The sequence below is a fragment of the uncultured Pseudoxanthomonas sp. genome (assembly GCF_947498795.1).
GTDB lineage: Bacteria > Pseudomonadota > Gammaproteobacteria > Xanthomonadales > Xanthomonadaceae > Pseudoxanthomonas_A.
This window is the reverse complement of sequence record NZ_CANMLQ010000010.1, coordinates 72,183-87,347: the sequence shown is the minus strand read 5'-3', so window position 1 is coordinate 87,347 and position 15,165 is coordinate 72,183. Positions and strand designations below refer to the sequence as shown.

The window sequence follows — 15,165 nt, the reverse complement described above, 5'->3', positions numbered from 1 at the left end:
CCGGGTTCGGAAGGCGCGGGAATCGCGGATGTACTGCTGCGCAAGGCCGATGGCAGCGTGCAGCACGACTTCAAGGGAAAGCTGAGCTTCAGCTGGCCGCGCACGGCCACGCAATACGCCAACAATGTGGGACAGGAAGGCTACGACCCGCTGTTCGCGTTCGGCTTCGGCCTGACCTACGCCGACAAGGGCGACCTGGCCGCGTTGCCGGAAGACTCCGGCGTGAGCGGCGATGAAGGCGCGACGGGCGTGTTCTTCGCGCGCGGCGAGGCCGGGTCCGGCATGGCGTTGCGGCTCGAAGGCGCGGACGGGCAGGGCGTGACGGTCACCAAGGTGCCGGAGGCACTCGACGGCGAGCGGCTGAAGGTCACCGGCGTGGATCATCAGGCACAGGAGGACGCGCGCCGTCTGGCCTGGTCGGGCAAGGGCGAGGCGGTCACGGCGTTGCAGTCGCACACGGCGCTGGACCTGCAGCGCGAGAGCAACGGCGACGTGATGCTGTTGACCACGTTGCGCGTGGACGCCGCGCCCAGCGGCGAGGCCTGGCTGTCGGTCGGCTGCGGCACCGGATGCACTGCACGCGTGGCGCTGGCACCGACGCTGGCGAAATTGCCCGCCGGCCAGTGGACGCGCGTCGGCGTGCCGCTGAAGTGCCTGGCCAAGGCCGGCGCCGATGTCGCCAAGCTGGATCGTCCGTGGTCTGTCGGTACCGCCGGGAAGATGACGATCTCGGTATCGCGCGTGGCGCTTGGTGCGCTGGACCAGGCGGAACAGACCGTGGACTGCGCACGCTGACCACGAAGGGCGATCCGGACGCATCAGTGTCCGGATCGCCCGCGATGGCAAACGAACGGGGAAGGGGAGCGGGATGACACTGTCGGGACTGGATATCGCCATCGTGCTGGCCTACCTGGCCGGCATCTTCGTGCTTGCGCAGTGGGTGTCGCGCGAGAAGGCCGGGCACACCAAGGACGCGAAGGACTACTTCCTCGCCAGCAAGTCGTTGCCGTGGTGGGCCATCGGCGCGTCGCTGATCGCCGCCAACATCTCGGCCGAACAGATCATCGGCATGTCCGGCTCCGGCTACGCCATCGGCCTGGCCATCGCGTCGTACGAATGGATGGCGGCGGCCACGCTGCTGATCGTCGGCAAGTGGTTCCTGCCGGTTTTCCTGCGCAACGGTATCTACACGATGCCGCAGTTCCTCGAGCAGCGGTACGGCACGCGCATCCGCACGCTGATGGCCGTGTTCTGGCTGGGGCTGTATGTGTTCGTCAACGTCACCTCGATCCTGTGGCTGGGCGCCATCGCGGTGTCGCAGGTCACCGGCATGGACCAGATGCTGGCGGTGGTGCTGATCGGCGTGTTCGCGCTGCTGTACCAGCTCTATGGCGGGTTGAAGGCGGTCGCGTTGACCGACATCGTGCAGGTATCGCTGCTGGTGCTGGGTGGCCTGCTGGTCGCGGGCCTCACGCTCAACGAACTGGGCGAGGGCGCCGGTGTCGTCGCCGGCTTCCACAAGCTCTGGGCCGCGCAGCCGGGCCACTTCGAGATGATCCTCGATAAGGACAACCCGTTCTACAAGGACCTGCCGGGCCTCAGCGTGCTGATCGGCGGCATGTGGATCATGAACATCAGCTACTGGGGCTTCAATCAGTACATCATCCAGCGCGCGCTCGCCGCGAAGGACATCGGCGAGGCGCAGAAGGGCGTGCTGTTCGCCGCCTTCCTCAAGCTGCTGATGCCGGTGATCGTGGTGCTGCCCGGCATCGCCGCGGTGATGCTGGCGCCGGGCCTGGACAAGCCCGACCAGGCCTATCCGACGATGATGCGGCTGCTGCCCACCGGCATCCTGGGCCTGGTGTTCGCCGCATTGGTGGCGGCGATCGTCGCGTCGCTGGCATCGAAGATCAATTCGGTGGCGACGATCTTCACCCTGGATTTCTACGCCAAGGGCAAGCGCCAGCACAGCGAAGCCACGCTGGTGCGCGTGGGCCGCATCGCCGCGGTGGTGACCGTCGTGCTCGGCATCCTCGCGGCCAAACCGCTCCTCGGCAGCTTTGACCAGGCGTTCCAGTACATCCAGGAATACACCGGCTTCTTCACCCCGGGCATCGTGGTGATCTTCGTGCTGGGCCTGTTCTGGAAGCGCGCCAACGAGGCCGGCGCGCTGGCGGCGGCGATCGGTTCGTTCGCGCTGTCCATCGTGCTGAAGCTGGCATGGCCGGCTCTGCCCTTCATCGACCGCGTCGGCCTGGTGTTCCTGCTGGCGCTGGCGCTGGCCGTCGTCGTGTCGCTGACCACGCCGCATGCGCCGGAGAAGGACGTCATCCGCACGGACGACGTGGAGTACCGCACGGACACTTCGTTCAACATCGGAGCGGTGGCGGTGATCGGCATCCTGGCGGCGCTCTACACGCTGTTCTGGTAACCCGCCAACGGGGCGGCATTCACAAGGGATTTAGCTGCGGCTCGATGCAGCGCGCATTCTCACGAATTCATTCGCAGAATCTAATGGCGGCTTAACTTGCGGCTAATTGGGCCTTAATCCAGCGCTTCCAGCATGCCCGCCATGCACTGGATCCGCTCCCACATCGCCCTCGCACCGCTCCCCGGCCGTTTCGTCAGCGTCCGCTTCGTCGATCCGGGCGATCCGGACCGCGCCGAGGTGGAGGCGTTCATCGCCGGCGTCTATCGCGACCGCCACGGCGCGACGCTGCGCAGCTTCTTCCCTCACCTGATCGCCTATCGCGACAGCGATGGGAGGCTCGCCGCCGCGGTCGGCGTGCGTGCCGGCGGCGAGGGGCCGCTGTTCGTCGAACACTACCTGGACGTGCCGGTGGAACAGGCGATGTCGCAGCATGGCCTCGCGCACGTCGACCGGCGCCGGGTGGTGGAAGTGGGCAACTTCGCCGCCACCACGCCCGGCATCGCACGCGAGCTCATCCTGCAGCTCGCACTCACCCTGCAGGCCGCGGGCATGGATTGGGTGTTGCTGGTGGCGACCCAGCAGTTGCGCAATGCATTCGAGCGACTGCACCTGCCGATGCTGGACCTGGCCGAAGCCCGCGCGGAACGACTCGGCGACGCCAGCGGCGACTGGGGTCGCTACTACGCCTCGCGTCCGCGGCTGATCTGCGGCAACCTGGCCGAAGGCGTCGCCTATCTGCGCGGAGTTCCGCGGCCACAGGCATGCGATGCGCCGATGCTGTGCCTGGCGGGCGCGCCATGATCCGGCCGATGGATGTCGTGCTGCGCAACCCGGGCCAGCGCACCCTGCCGCGCGTGATCACCGCGGACGGCGTGCTGGACGACCGGATGCTGGCCGCGAGGATCGATGCGCTGGTCGCCTGGCTGGCGAAGAGCGGCATCCGCCGTGTCGCCAGTCGCCTGGACAACGGGCCGTCCTGGTTCGTGCTGGACCTGGCGCTGCGCGAGGTCGGCGGTGTGCATGTGCCGCTGCCGATGTTCTTCTCCGAAGCGCAGGTCCGGCATGCGCTCGCCAACAGTGGCGCCCAGTGCGTGATGACGGCACGCGAGGATGCCATGCCGCCTGGCGCGGAAGCGCTGACCGGCTTCCTCGATGGCGAGCGGCTGGCATGCTGGCGAACGCCGGCCGACGAGAGCGGCGCGACGGGGCTGCCGGCGCGCGCGGCGTGCATCACCTATACCTCCGGCACGACGGGTCGCCCGCGCGGTGTATGCCTGGACGCGGACACATTGTTCACCGTCGCCGCGTCGCTGGTGGATGCCGCGGCCTCGATCGCGCCGCGGCGGCACCTGTGCCTGATGCCGCTGGCCACGCTGCTGGAGAACGTGGCGGGCCTGTACGCGACCCTGCTTGCCGACGCGGAAATCGCGCTGCCGTCGCTGTCCGAGATCGGCTACACCGGCGCCACCGGCCTGGACGTGCCCACCCTGCTGCGTTGCCTGCACCGTTACCAGCCGGAAAGCGTGATCCTGGTGCCGCAGTTGTTGCTGGCGCTGGTGATGGCGGCCGAGCAGGGCGCGCCACTTCCGCCGTCGCTGCGCTACGTCGCTGTCGGTGGCGGACGCGTCGGTCCGGGCCTGCTGCGACGCGCTCGCGCGCTCGGGCTGCCGGTGTTCGAGGGTTACGGCCTGACCGAATGCGGGTCGGTGGTCTGCCTGAACCGCCCCGATGCGCTGCGCGAGGGCAGCGTTGGTCGCCCGCTGCCGCACGCCCGCGTCTCGATCGTGGACGGCGAGATCCAGGTCGACGGCGCGCGTGCGCTCGCCTACCTCGGCGGTGAACCGCTGCTGGCAGGCCCGGTCCGCACCGGCGACCTCGGTTACATGGACGACGAGGGCTTCGTGCACATCACCGGTCGCCGCAAGAACGTCTTCATCACCGCGTTCGGCCGCAACGTGTCGCCGGAGTGGGTCGAGAGCGAGTTGCTCGCACACCCCGCCATCGCCCAGGCGGTCGTGTGGGGCGAGGGCCAGGCGGACAACGTGGCGGTGCTGGTGCCGCGCCGCGCCGACATCGACGACACGCGTCTCGCGCGTGCGCTGGCCGACGTCAACGCCGGCTTGCCCGATTACGCACGCATCGCCCGCTTCGTGCGCGCGGGCGCCCCCTTCACTGCGGACGCGGGCCTGATGACCGCCAACGGCCGCCCGCGCCGCGAAGCGATCCTCGGCCACTACCAGGCCGACGTCGACGCCTGCTACCGGCGCGCCCCCAACGTATCCCCCTCCGGAGTTGCTGCATGAGTTTCCATGACGAACTGGTCGCGAAGACGGCGCGCGAGCGCGATGGCCTGCTGTCCATCCCCATCATCCAGTCCGCGCTTGCGGGCAGGATCGCCCGCGACGACTACGTGGCGTTCCTGACCCAGGCCTTCCACCACGTCCGCCACACGGTGCCACTGCTGATGGCCTGTGGCGCGCGGCTGCCGGCCCGGCTGGAGTGGCTGCGCACGGCGGTGGGCGAGTACATCGAAGAGGAGATGGGGCACCACGAATGGGTGCTGGACGATATCGCCGGGTGCGGTGAAGACCGCGCGGCGGCGGAAGCGTCCGCGCCTTCGCTGGCGACGGAGCTCATGGTCAGCTACGCCTACGACACCATCCAGCGCGGCAATCCGGTCGGCTTCTTCGGCATGGTGCTGGTGCTGGAAGGCACCAGCGTGGCGCTCGCCACGCGCGCGGCGAACACGCTGCAGACGTCGCTCGATCTTCCGCGCAACGCCTTCAGCTACCTGCTCTCGCATGGCGACCTCGACGTCGAGCATGTCGGGTTTTTCAGGCAGCTGATGGACCGCATCGACGACGAGGGCGACAAGGCCGCCATCGTGCACGCGGCGCGCCGCTTCTACGTGCTGTACGGCGACATCTTCCGCACGCTGCGCAGCGACGGCGTGCGTCTGGCGGAGGCGGCCTGATGGACCTTGCCGGTCGGACCGTGGTGGTCACCGGAGCCAGTGGCGGCATCGGCGTGCCGCTGTGCGCGGCGCTGCTCGCCGCTGGCGCGCATGTGCTGGCTGTGGGGCGAGACGAAGCCAGGCTGCGCCGGCTCGCCCAGCAACTGCCTGCCGGCCGCCTGTCGTGGGCGGTGGGTGATGTGGCGACCGAAGTGGGTCGTGCGCGCGTGCTCGAGGCCGCGCGTGCCGCCGTTCCCACGCCATCGGTGCTCGTACTCGCGCATGCGCAGGCCGCGTTCGGCCTGTTCGAGGACCAGTCGCCGGAGGAGATGGCGCACCTGATGCAGACCAACCTGGTGGCGCCGATGCTGCTGGTACATGCCCTGCTGCCCGTGCTGCGCATGCACGATGCGGCGTCGGTGGCCGTGGTCGGTTCGACCTTCGGCAGCCTGGCGTTCCCCGGTTTCGCCGCCTACAGCGCAAGCAAGTTCGGCCTGCGCGGCATGACCGAAGCGCTGGCGCGCGAGTATGCCGACACGCCGCTGCGCTTCCAGTACCTGTCGCCGCGCGCCACGCGCACGCCGTTCAACAGCGCCACGGTCGACGCCCTGAACGTGGAGCTGAAGGTGGCCAGCGATGCGCCCGCCGACGTTGCGCGCCAGCTGGTCGCCGCGATCGTGCGGGGTGCGCCGCGGCTGCAGATCGGCTGGCCGGAAAAGCTTTTCGCCCGCCTCAACGGGGCGCTGCCCGGCCTCGTCGACCGCAGCCTGCGCGCCAGCCTGCCCATCATCCGTCGCCATGCGCGACCACCCCGAACTTCCCATGCACCGCAGGAGACCCTTCGCCATGAAACGACGCCACGGTAAGTCCATGCTCTTCCTGATCCTCATGTCCACCGCCCTGATCGTGGGCATCGCAATGGCCGCCGAGCCGGGCGCAAGCAGCGCATCGCAGGTGCGCGACCGCTGGGCGCAGGTCAACTACCAGGTGCCCAAGGCGCAGCGCGAGTCCGCGTTCGAGGATCTCCTCCACCAGGCCGAGAAGGTCAGGCAGGCAAACCCGCGCGACGCTTCGGCGCTGATCTGGGAAGGCATCGTGCTGTCCAGCCTGGCCGGCGAGAAGGGGGGCATGGGTGCGCTGGGCCTGGTGAAGCGCGCGCGAGCGGATTTCGAAGCGGCCATCAAGCTCGATGCGAATGCGCTCGATGGCGCGGCATACACGAGCCTGGGGGCGCTCTACTACCAGGTGCCCGGCTGGCCGCTCGGCTTCGGCGACGACGATGCCGCGCGCACCATGCTGCGCAAGGGCTTGGCCATCGATCCGGACGGCATCGACGCCAATTATTTCTACGCCGATTTCCTGCGCGACCAGAAGGACTGGGCCGGTGCCCGTGCGGCCTTCCAGAAGGCGCTCGCGGCGCCTGCGCGCCCGGGTCGCGAGGTCGCCGACGCCGGTCGCCGCCAGGAAGCGCAGGCGAAGCTGAAGGACGTGGCGACGCATCTTGCGCACTGAGGGGGCGGCCACCAGACTCGCTGCATGCGCATCCTGCTGGTGGAAGACGATCTGTCGCTCGGCGAAGGACTCCGCACCGCACTGCGGCGCGGCGCCTTCGCCGTCGATTGGGTGCAGGACGGGGCGAGCGGCCTGCTCGCGCTGCGCGATGGCGGCTTCGACCTGGTGGTGCTGGACCTGGGGTTGCCACGGATGGACGGTATCGAAGTGATTCGCCAGGTGCGCGCCACCGGCGACGCCGTGCCGATCCTCGTGCTGAGCGCACGAGAACGCCCGGCCGATCGCACCCTTGGGCTGGATGTCGGCGCCGACGATTACCTGGGCAAGCCGTTCGATACCGCCGAACTGCTGGCGCGCGTGCGTGCGTTGATCCGGCGCAGCGCGGGGCGCGCGAATCCTTCGCTGGAATCGGGCCCGCTGCGGCTCGATCCTGCCTCGCTCACCGCGACCTGGAAGGGACGGGCGCTGGACCTGACGCGACGCGAGTTCGCCCTGCTGCGCGTGCTGATGGAACAGCGCGGCCGCCCGATGGCGCGCGACGCCATCCAGCAGCACCTGTACGGCTGGGACGCGGACGTGGCCAGCAATGCCGTCGACGTCCATGTGCACCAGCTCCGCCGCAAGCTGGAGCCCGGCATCATCCGCACCGTGCGCGGCCTCGGCTACGCCCTGGGCGACGCCGGTGGGGATGCTGCATGAGGTCGATGCGCGCGACGCTGCTGTGGCTGTTGCTGGGCACGCTGGCGGTGGTGATGGCCGCTGCGGGCCTGCTCAGTTATCGCGCGGGCCTGCAGGAAGCGGGCGAGATGTTCGATGCACGCCTGGTGCAGTCCACCCGCGTACTGGTGAGCCTGGTCGACGAGCCGCTCAGCGAACTGAATGCGTTTCCGGGCGAGCCGATCGTGCTGCGCGGCTGGCATGGCGAGGCGCACGGCGTGGGCGAGGCGCTGGCGTTCAACGATGGCCATGCCTACGAGAACAAGCTGGCGTTCCAGGTATGGGATGCGCAAGGTCGGCTGCTGCTGCGCTCCGACAGCGCGCCGGCGCGTCCGTTGGCGACCCTGGAGGCGGGCTACGAGGACGTGGTGGTGGACGGGGCGCACTGGCGTGCGTTCACACTGCAATCGCCGAACGGACGATGGTTCCAGTCCGCCGAACTCACCGACATCCGCGAGGAACTGGCCGGCGACATCGCCGGCGGCACGCTGCTGCCGTTGCTGCTGTCGCTTCCGCTGATCGCCTTGGCGGTGTGGTGGAGTGTCGCGCTGGCGACGCGCTCGCTGCGACGTATCTCGCATGAGATCGGCCAGCGCGATCCCGAGCGACTCTCGCCACTGGATCCGGCGGAGGTGCCGCAGGAGGCGCGCGGCCTGGTCGATGCCATCAATGGCCTGCTGCAACGCCTGGACGTGGCGCTGGTACGCGAGCGCAACTTCGTGGCCGACGCCGCGCACGAACTGCGCACGCCCATCAGCGCACTGAAAATTCACGCCGACAACGCACAGCATGCCCGCGACGACCGCGAGCGGGAGGCGTCGCAGCAACTGCTGGCCGCCAGCGTGCAGCGCGTCGAGCGCCTGGTCGCGCAGCTGCTGTCGTTGAGTCGCGCCGAGAGCACGGCGCGCGCGCCGGCTTCCGCGCGGCTGGACCTCTCCGCGCTGGCGGGCGTCGAGATCGACGCGGCCCGACCCCTGCTCGACGCCAAGGGCCAGGTCCTGCACGCGGACCTGCAGCCCGTGCAGGTGTCCGGCGACGAGATCGCGCTCGGCCTGCTGGTGCGCAACCTGGTCGAGAACGCCTCCCGCTACGCCCCCGTTGGCGCCAGCATCGAAGTGCTTACCGGCCAGAGCGACGGCCGCGCGTTCCTCGTGGTCGACGACAGCGGCCCCGGCATCCCCGACGAGGACCATGCCCGCGTGTTCGACCGCTTCTACCGCCGCCTGGGCAGCCCGCACGAAGGGAGCGGCCTGGGCCTGGCGATCGTCAAGGAAGTCGTCACCGCACACGCCGGCACCATCCGCCTGGCGCCTTCGTCGCGGTGGGGCGGGCTGTCCGTGCGGGTGGAGCTGCCCTGCCTGGCCTGACCTTATCGGTGCGCCCGTCAGGCCACCGACCGCGTCAGGCGTTTGCGCATGCACACCGCGGAGGCAGGGCAGAGCGAACGGAACTCCGCCGAGGCTTGCAGCGTGGCGGGCGCTTCGTGGCGAGGCAGCGCCTCGAAACCCTGCAGCAGGAAGAAGCGCTCGGCGGTCTGGGTCAGCAGGTACACCGTGTCGATGCCGCGACGGCGCGCGGCGGCCTCCAGTTCCGCCACCAGTCGACGCGCGAGCCCTTGGCCACGATGATCCGCTGCGACTGCGAGCGAACGCAGCAGCGCATCCGTGCCGAAGGACTGCAACCCGATCACCCCCGCCATGGTGCCATCGCTGTCAGCGACCAGGAATGCCACGTCGGCATCCACCAGGTCTTCCGTGGGTAGCGAGGATTGCTTCAACAGCGCAAGCAGGTGCGGCAGGTCGTCCTCGGTGGCGAAACGAATCGTGGTCACGCGGATTCCTCCTGAACGGGCGGCGCCGACGAAGCGAGCCGCGTTGCGACGCCCACGGCGAGGGCCGCACCGACAAGCTGCGCGACGATGAAACCCGGGACGTCGTCGGGTCGGATCCCGGCGAAGGTCTGCGTCAGCGCACGCGCCACCGTCACCGCCGGATTGGCGAACGACGTGCTGGCGGTGAACCAGTACGCCGCGAAGATGTAGCTCGCCACCAGCGCGGGGATCGCGCTTGCACGATGGCGCAGGCCCAGCAGGATCGTCAGCAGCAGGCCAAACGTGGCGACGCCTTCGCTGAGCCACTGCGCGCCACCGCTGCGCGCACGCGTACCGGGTTGGAACAGTGCGAGATCGAACATCGCGTGCGCAAGCAGCACCCCGGCTACGGCGCCGACGATCTGCACGGCCATGTAGGCGACCGCCGCACGCGTGCCGATCGCGCCACGCCAGCGCATGGCCAGCGTCACCGCAGGATTGAAGTGCGCGCCGGACACCGGTCCCAGCGTGGTGATCAGTACGTACAGCGCACCGGCGGTCGCCGCCGCGTTCGCGAGCAATGCCACGGCAACGTTTCCGCCTGCCAGCGACTCGCCCATGATCCCCGAGCCGACCACGACGGACAGCAACAACAGCGTTCCGAGGCCTTCGGCCAGCAGGGCGCGTTGCATCAGAGCGATTCCAGCAGCGCCTTCACCCGGCGCCCGATGTCGTCGCGCACGGCCCGGTACCCGTCGTCGTCCATGTCGCGCGGATCCGGCAAGCCCCAGTCCTCGCGCCGCTTCGCCGGAATCCACGGGCACTCGTCGCCGCAGCCCATGGTGATGACGGCATCGAATTCGCCGTCCACGTCATCCAGCGACTTGGAGCCATGCGTCGACAGGTCGTAGCCGAGCTCGGACATGAAACGGATCGCTTTGGGGTTGATACGCCCCGAGGGCCGCGACCCGGCACTGAAGGCCTCGATGCCAGCACCGCCATGCAGGTGTGCGAAGGCTTCGGCCATCTGGCTGCGATTGGAGTTTTCGATACAGACAAAGAGAACACGGGGATTCGTCATGGCGATGTCGTCGGCAGTTCAGGAGAGGCCGATGGCACGCACGTGCTGCTCACGCGCGAGGGCATCGAGGGAGGGCAGCGGCAGAGCCAACAGCAGTTCGATGCGACGCCGCAGGGTGACCCACGCATCCATGAAGGCGCCCAGGTCATCGGGCCGCAGGGCGGGATCGGGCACGGCCCAGTGCGCCAGCGCCGGCTGGCCCGGCCACACCGGACAGGCTTCACCTGCGGCCTTGTCGCAAACCGTGATGATGAAATCCAGCGGAGCGGTGTCGGGTGCGGCGAATTCGTCCCATGCCTTGCTGCGCAAGGGCGTCGTATAACCCAGTTCTTCGATCAGCTTGCGCGCCAGCGGCTGCACATGGCCCGTCGGCTGACTGCCTGCACTGAACGCCTCGAAGCGTCCCTTGCCAAGGACGTTGAGCAACGCTTCTGCCATCTGGCTGCGGGCGGAATTGCCGGTGCAGAGGAAGAGCACGCGGGAAGAGATGGTCGGTCATGTCGGCGTCTCGTGCGACCGTCAGCAACAGCCGGACCGGGGCGCGCAGCAGGCACTCCCGGAAGCGGCGACTGCGGCTTTCATGGCTTTGGGGTCAGGCGTGCAGCTTGTGCCGTCCGTCGCACAGGCGGCATCGCCCGCGTGATAGGTGGTGGCTTCGCCGAGCGTGTGGAAGGTTTCCCAGCGCGTGCCCTGCGGATCTTCGGTCCACAGCTTGTCGGACGTCGCGTAGCAGCAGATCGCCGCCTGCTCCGGTACGACACTGCCACCGGCGGCATCCAGGCGACGGCCGAACTCGCGGAGCCCGCGATCGTCATCCGCCTGCAGGCCCAGATGGTCCACGCCCGGCGCGCGGCCCGTATTGGAGATGGCGAAATTGACGCGGGGGTCGTCGAGCATCCATTTCGCGTAGTCCGGCTTCACCACGGCGGGCTCGCTGGCGAACACGTGCGTATAGAAACGGATGCTGGCGTCGAGATCGGTGACGTTGAGATGCACATGGAAGCGGTTCATGACGTGGCCTTCTTTCGGGGTGGGCATGACGTGGCGGGCGCGCAGGCGGCGACGCCGTTGCAGCAGTTCTCGGTGAGATATGCGATCAGCCCGTTCATCTGCAGGTAGTTGGCGCGCACGCGGATCACCCGTCCCTCGCGGGTGTCGTGGACCAGCGCGGCGGCACGCAGCACGTTGAGATGTGCGGACAGCGTGGCGGGTGGAAGGTCGAGCCGGTCGCGCAACTCGCCGACCGCCAGGCCGTCGGGGCCCGCCTGCACCAGCGTGCGGAACGCGGCGAGGCGGGACTCGTGGCTGAGCGCAGCGAGCGATTTCAGGGCGGTCGTTGTTTCCATAATTCCAGAATATAGGAAATATCAGATGGGTCAATCCCCTCCGGAAGGCAGGCTGTGTCGGCGTAATCGTCGTGCGCGCATCCGTGTCCCGCCTGTCCGCGGGCACTTATGGAGCAGGCCCGCCCCGTCACGCGCACACGGAGCCCCTTCTCTGTCTGGCGCAAGGCAGCGCGGATCGCGCACACGGTGTGGGCGTGGCTCGAGGCACCCGTGGGCGAGGAGGGACGCGATTGGCAAGTACGGGGTCGCGCACTAGGCTGTCGTGCCGCGCCGCTGGCCAAGAGGTCACAGTTGATCGGTTATCACGAGGCGGTGAAACGGCTGACAGACGGCGTACTGCCGCTGGATGCATGCGCGGTCGCGCCGCTCGATGGCATGGATCGTGTGCTGGCGGCCCCGGTGGTGAGCGACATTGCCCTGCCGCCCTTCGACAACGCCGCTCTCGACGGCGTGGCTCTCGTGACCGAAGGCCGGCCGATCGCCCCCGATCGCGTGTGGGAGATCGGCGCGCGCCTGGGTGCCGGTGCACCCGCACCGCAGGACGACGCCGAGGCGTGGGAGATCATGACGGGCGCGCCGCTGCCCTCGCGCGCCGATACCGTGGTGCCGCTGGAACGTATCGACCGGCTTGCTTCGTCCGCATCGGGGGTATCACGCGTCCGCGCGCGCGACGATGTCGTGCCGGGGGCCAACCTCCGACGACGCGGCGAAGACGTGCAGCCGGGGCAGTGCGTGTTGCCGGCCGGCCATGTGGTGGATGCCGGGGCGCTGATGCTTCTCGCGGGCCTGGGCATCGCCGCGATCCGGGTCGTGCGTCGCCCGCGCGTGGCGTTGCTGGTGACTGGGCGTGAAATCGCACGCATTGGCGAACCGCTTCCGATCGGCAACATCCACGACGCCACCTCGCCCTGGCTCGTGCACGCGCTGTCGGCGGCCGGCGCGGAAGCCATCCACATCACCCGCGTCGGCGACGACGTTGCCGCGTTCCAGGCCGCGCTCGATGCGGCGCTCGCCGACGGGGTCGATCTGGTCCTCAGCACGGGAGCAGTGTCGAAGGGATGCTACGACTTCGTTCCCGCCGCGCTCGCCGTGCGCGATGCAGACATGCTCCTCCATGGCGTCGCGATGCGGCCGGGCAAGCCGGTCCTGGCCGCGCGCCTGCGCAACGGACCGACGTTCGTCGGCCTGCCAGGCAATCCCCTGTCGACGGCGGCGACCTTCCGCTTCCTGGTGGAGCCGCTGCTGCGCGCCTGGCTGGGCCTGCCTGCGGAAACACGGCGACGCGTACCCCTCGCCAGGCACTGCGACAAGCGAGAGGGATTGCTCACGGCGCTTCATGGCACCCTCCGATGCGACGCGGAAGGGCGGTTGCGGGCGCACGTGTCCGACGCCCAGGCCTCGTTCCGGCTATTGCCGTTCTCGCGATCGTCCGTGTGGATCACCTTGCCGGCGGACGTGCGCCGCGTCGACGCCGGGACATGCGTGGACGTCCATGGCAGCAGCCATCTCTGCGCCCCGTCCTGGACCTGCGAATGAGCGGCGTATCTACGTGGCGCGCCGTCCTGCTGGCCGGGGGTCGCTCGTCGCGGATGGGCACGGACAAGGCGGCGTTGCCCTGGGGCAATGGCACGCTGCTGACGCACATGCACGCACGCTTGATCGCGGCGGGCGCGGACGACGTGATCGTCAGCGGCGACCGTCCTGACCTGGGGGGCATACCCGATGCAACGCCCGATACCGGGCCGATGGGCGCGTTGGCGCAACTGGCGCCGCGCCTGCACGACGGTGCATGGATCGTCGTGCCCGTCGACATGCCGCTGCTGTCCGTCGACCTGCTGCAGGCGTTGCTCACCACCGGCGCCACCTGCACCTGCGTGGACGGCCACCCATTGCCGATGGCGCTGCGCGTGGACGCCGGCACGCGCACGGTGATCGAGGCTGTCGGCGCGCGTTCCGGCGGCGAGCGCTCGCTGCGTGCACTGCAGCGCGCGGTGGGTACACGGGTATTGCCGGCGACGCGTTGGGAGCATGCGTTGCGCAACTGCAATACACCGGCGGAGTGGAGGGCGCTGCAGGCGGAGTTCTGCTGATCATGGCGAGCGGAAATTTCTTGCAGAAGTAATCCCTGCGGGCACACGTGGCTGAGCAAACCTTCTTCTGACCGGCGCCTCGTGGCCCGATCAAGCTCGCGGGCGGGGCGGATTAGCGGGCGCACGTCGCCAGCACGGGGCCTACATGGCGCTGCTGGTACCTCGTGGCGGGATCTGTCCGCGACGCTTTGTTCCCTTTGCCCGTATACGGTACATCGCCTCTTGCCGCCGAGCCGCCGACCGAAGGAAGGAGTTCTCCTTGCATCACGTCAATCGCACCCTGCTGCCCCTGGCTGTCGGCCTGGGTCTTTGTGTTCACGCTGGTCCGGCTGCAGCGCAAGCAGGCGCCGTGCTCGACCGGGTCTACCTGAGCAGCGCAATCCCACTGGAAAGCACTGAATTCGGCGCTCGCTGGGATTACCCAGGCCTGTCAAGCGGAACCCAGGTCGATTACTACGACGACTTGGGTTTGCCCCATTTCGATGAGTCCCAGTGGAAAGCGGGTGTGACCTTGGCCGACTCGCACCGGCTCCAGGCCACGCGCTGGAAGATCGGGAACGCCTATCGAGGCAGGACCACTCGGCCAATCACCATCGATGGCAGCGGATTCTCGAGTGGCACGGCAATCTCCAATTCGCTGGACGCCAAGATAGAGACGCTTTCCTATACGTGGTTCCTGGCCAAGGATGCCAGGCAGGCATGGGGTATCGGGTTAGGTACTTCCCGAGTTCGGATTGAAAACAAGCTGAGTGCCATCGTCGAGGGATTTCCGGGTGAGTTCGAGATCGACAGTAGCGCCAGCGAGCGTGTCACCCTGCCGCATGTCAGGGCTGAGTACGCCAGACGGATAGGCGATTGGCGAGTCGGGGCGGATGCCTCGCTCGGCCGCAGGAGTGGAGACCGGCTGGCGGCTCGGAGCCAAGAAGCCAGCGTAAGCCTCGAGTACCTTCCTGCGTCCGTGATGGCGATAGGAGTGCGCTATTCGATCCATCGCACCGAACTGGAGCGAAACAACCCTGCGGCGTCCGGCATGCCGGCCCCCGCGTCAACGTTCAGCGGCAACTTCCGCATCCGCAGTGCGACACCTCACCTCTACATCACGCTGCGCTATTGAAGGGAGGCAGCCCGTGTGGCGGAAAGCGACGCCCGCTATCCAGGCAGCTGCGGGAAAGAATCTTGCCCTTGAGACGTAGAACCGGGGTGACACGGGAGAACGGGTTGCCAA

General features: G+C 68.6%; 18 protein-coding genes. 12 read left to right on the top strand and 6 right to left on the bottom strand.

Annotated features, from left to right (window positions below):
* From Q0907_RS17540 to Q0907_RS17500, 9 genes are all read left to right on the top strand, one after another.
* The coding region (locus Q0907_RS17540; protein WP_299347158.1) for a putative glycoside hydrolase at positions 1-795 on the top strand (795 nt) is incomplete at its 5' end.
* Positions 796-868: 73 nt separating this feature from the next.
* On the top strand, positions 869-2,431 hold the full coding sequence (locus tag Q0907_RS17535; RefSeq protein ID WP_299347156.1) for a sodium/sugar symporter: 1,563 nt from the start codon (positions 869-871) through the stop codon (positions 2,429-2,431).
* Positions 2,432-2,572: 141 nt separating this feature from the next.
* Entirely contained in the window at positions 2,573-3,232 is a 660-nt protein-coding gene (locus Q0907_RS17530; RefSeq protein WP_296281879.1) for a thermostable hemolysin, read from the top strand.
* Entirely contained in the window at positions 3,229-4,734 is a 1,506-nt protein-coding gene (locus Q0907_RS17525; RefSeq protein ID WP_299347153.1) for an AMP-binding protein, read from the top strand. The genes Q0907_RS17530 and Q0907_RS17525 overlap by 4 nt, the downstream gene beginning before the upstream one ends.
* Positions 4,731-5,405, top strand: coding sequence for an iron-containing redox enzyme family protein (locus Q0907_RS17520; RefSeq protein ID WP_299347152.1), 675 nt, complete (start codon positions 4,731-4,733; stop codon positions 5,403-5,405). The genes Q0907_RS17525 and Q0907_RS17520 overlap by 4 nt, the downstream gene beginning before the upstream one ends.
* Positions 5,405-6,250 carry an SDR family oxidoreductase gene (locus tag Q0907_RS17515; protein ID WP_299347150.1) on the top strand — a complete coding sequence of 282 codons (846 nt, stop codon included), beginning with the start codon at positions 5,405-5,407 and terminating at the stop codon, positions 6,248-6,250. Before Q0907_RS17520 ends, Q0907_RS17515 begins: the two co-directional genes overlap by 1 nt.
* 22 nt (positions 6,251-6,272) lie before the next feature.
* Positions 6,273-6,896 (top strand): hypothetical protein, encoded by a 624-nt coding sequence (locus tag Q0907_RS17510; RefSeq protein ID WP_296281980.1) that lies wholly within the window; start codon positions 6,273-6,275, stop codon positions 6,894-6,896.
* A gap of 24 nt (positions 6,897-6,920) precedes the next feature.
* Positions 6,921-7,595, top strand: a complete 675-nt coding sequence (locus Q0907_RS17505; RefSeq protein ID WP_296281887.1) for a response regulator transcription factor — start codon at positions 6,921-6,923, stop codon at positions 7,593-7,595.
* A gap of 17 nt (positions 7,596-7,612) precedes the next feature.
* A complete protein-coding gene (locus Q0907_RS17500; protein ID WP_299347162.1) occupies positions 7,613-8,980 on the top strand; it encodes an ATP-binding protein in 1,368 nt (455 codons plus the stop codon).
* Positions 8,981-8,997: 17 nt separating this feature from the next.
* Here the strand turns inward: Q0907_RS17500 and arsN2 are convergent, their stop codons facing one another.
* Genes arsN2 through Q0907_RS17470 form a run of 6 tightly spaced genes read right to left on the bottom strand, consistent with a single transcriptional unit; the run spans position 8,998 to position 11,850 of the window.
* Positions 8,998-9,444 (bottom strand): arsenic resistance N-acetyltransferase ArsN2, encoded by a 447-nt coding sequence (gene arsN2, locus Q0907_RS17495; protein ID WP_296281889.1) that lies wholly within the window; start codon positions 9,442-9,444, stop codon positions 8,998-9,000.
* A complete protein-coding gene (locus Q0907_RS17490; protein ID WP_299347147.1) occupies positions 9,441-10,115 on the bottom strand; it encodes an aquaporin in 675 nt (224 codons plus the stop codon). Before Q0907_RS17490 ends, arsN2 begins: the two co-directional genes overlap by 4 nt.
* Positions 10,115-10,504 carry an arsenate reductase ArsC gene (locus Q0907_RS17485; RefSeq protein ID WP_299347146.1) on the bottom strand — a complete coding sequence of 130 codons (390 nt, stop codon included), beginning with the start codon at positions 10,502-10,504 and terminating at the stop codon, positions 10,115-10,117. The genes Q0907_RS17490 and Q0907_RS17485 overlap by 1 nt, the downstream gene beginning before the upstream one ends.
* Before the next feature lie 18 nt (positions 10,505-10,522).
* Complete coding sequence (locus Q0907_RS17480) at positions 10,523-10,981, bottom strand: arsenate reductase ArsC (protein WP_299347145.1); 459 nt, start codon at positions 10,979-10,981, stop codon at positions 10,523-10,525.
* Between the two features lie 42 nt (positions 10,982-11,023).
* Complete coding sequence (locus Q0907_RS17475; protein ID WP_299347144.1) at positions 11,024-11,515, bottom strand: ArsI/CadI family heavy metal resistance metalloenzyme; 492 nt, start codon at positions 11,513-11,515, stop codon at positions 11,024-11,026.
* On the bottom strand, positions 11,512-11,850 hold the full coding sequence (locus tag Q0907_RS17470) for a metalloregulator ArsR/SmtB family transcription factor (RefSeq protein ID WP_299347142.1): 339 nt from the start codon (positions 11,848-11,850) through the stop codon (positions 11,512-11,514). The genes Q0907_RS17475 and Q0907_RS17470 overlap by 4 nt, the downstream gene beginning before the upstream one ends.
* 108 nt (positions 11,851-11,958) lie before the next feature.
* On the opposite strand from Q0907_RS17470, the gene Q0907_RS17465 reads away from it, so the two are divergent.
* The 3 genes from Q0907_RS17465 (at position 11,959) to Q0907_RS17455 (ending at position 15,054) form a co-directional block, all read left to right on the top strand.
* Positions 11,959-13,386, top strand: coding sequence for a molybdopterin molybdotransferase MoeA (locus Q0907_RS17465; RefSeq protein WP_299347140.1), 1,428 nt, complete (start codon positions 11,959-11,961; stop codon positions 13,384-13,386).
* The gene (locus tag Q0907_RS17460) at positions 13,383-13,940 is read left to right on the top strand and encodes a molybdenum cofactor guanylyltransferase (RefSeq protein ID WP_299347139.1); all 558 of its coding nucleotides are present in this window, start codon (positions 13,383-13,385) and stop codon (positions 13,938-13,940) included. The genes Q0907_RS17465 and Q0907_RS17460 overlap by 4 nt, the downstream gene beginning before the upstream one ends.
* A 259-nt stretch (positions 13,941-14,199) precedes the next feature.
* Positions 14,200-15,054 carry a hypothetical protein gene (locus Q0907_RS17455; RefSeq protein ID WP_299347138.1) on the top strand — a complete coding sequence of 285 codons (855 nt, stop codon included), beginning with the start codon at positions 14,200-14,202 and terminating at the stop codon, positions 15,052-15,054.
* The last annotated feature ends 111 nt before the right edge of the window (positions 15,055-15,165 follow it).

Excerpts from the sequence above, each read along its gene's own strand:
- Q0907_RS17535 (WP_299347156.1), top strand. The coding sequence starts at position 869 with ATGACACTGTCGGGACTGGATATCGCCATCGTGCTGGCCTACCTGGCC.
- Q0907_RS17530 (WP_296281879.1), top strand. The coding sequence starts at position 2,573 with ATGCACTGGATCCGCTCCCACATCGCCCTCGCACCGCTCCCCGGCCGT.
- Q0907_RS17525 (WP_299347153.1), top strand. The coding sequence starts at position 3,229 with ATGATCCGGCCGATGGATGTCGTGCTGCGCAACCCGGGCCAGCGCACC.
- Q0907_RS17520 (WP_299347152.1), top strand. The coding sequence starts at position 4,731 with ATGAGTTTCCATGACGAACTGGTCGCGAAGACGGCGCGCGAGCGCGAT.
- Q0907_RS17515 (WP_299347150.1), top strand. The coding sequence starts at position 5,405 with ATGGACCTTGCCGGTCGGACCGTGGTGGTCACCGGAGCCAGTGGCGGC.
- Q0907_RS17510 (WP_296281980.1), top strand. The coding sequence starts at position 6,273 with ATGTCCACCGCCCTGATCGTGGGCATCGCAATGGCCGCCGAGCCGGGC.
- Q0907_RS17505 (WP_296281887.1), top strand. The coding sequence starts at position 6,921 with ATGCGCATCCTGCTGGTGGAAGACGATCTGTCGCTCGGCGAAGGACTC.
- Q0907_RS17490 (WP_299347147.1), bottom strand. The coding sequence starts at position 10,115 with ATGCAACGCGCCCTGCTGGCCGAAGGCCTCGGAACGCTGTTGTTGCTG.
- Q0907_RS17485 (WP_299347146.1), bottom strand. The coding sequence starts at position 10,504 with ATGACGAATCCCCGTGTTCTCTTTGTCTGTATCGAAAACTCCAATCGC.
- Q0907_RS17475 (WP_299347144.1), bottom strand. The coding sequence starts at position 11,515 with ATGAACCGCTTCCATGTGCATCTCAACGTCACCGATCTCGACGCCAGC.
- Q0907_RS17470 (WP_299347142.1), bottom strand. The coding sequence starts at position 11,850 with ATGGAAACAACGACCGCCCTGAAATCGCTCGCTGCGCTCAGCCACGAG.
- Q0907_RS17465 (WP_299347140.1), top strand. The coding sequence starts at position 11,959 with ATGGAGCAGGCCCGCCCCGTCACGCGCACACGGAGCCCCTTCTCTGTC.
- Q0907_RS17460 (WP_299347139.1), top strand. The coding sequence starts at position 13,383 with ATGAGCGGCGTATCTACGTGGCGCGCCGTCCTGCTGGCCGGGGGTCGC.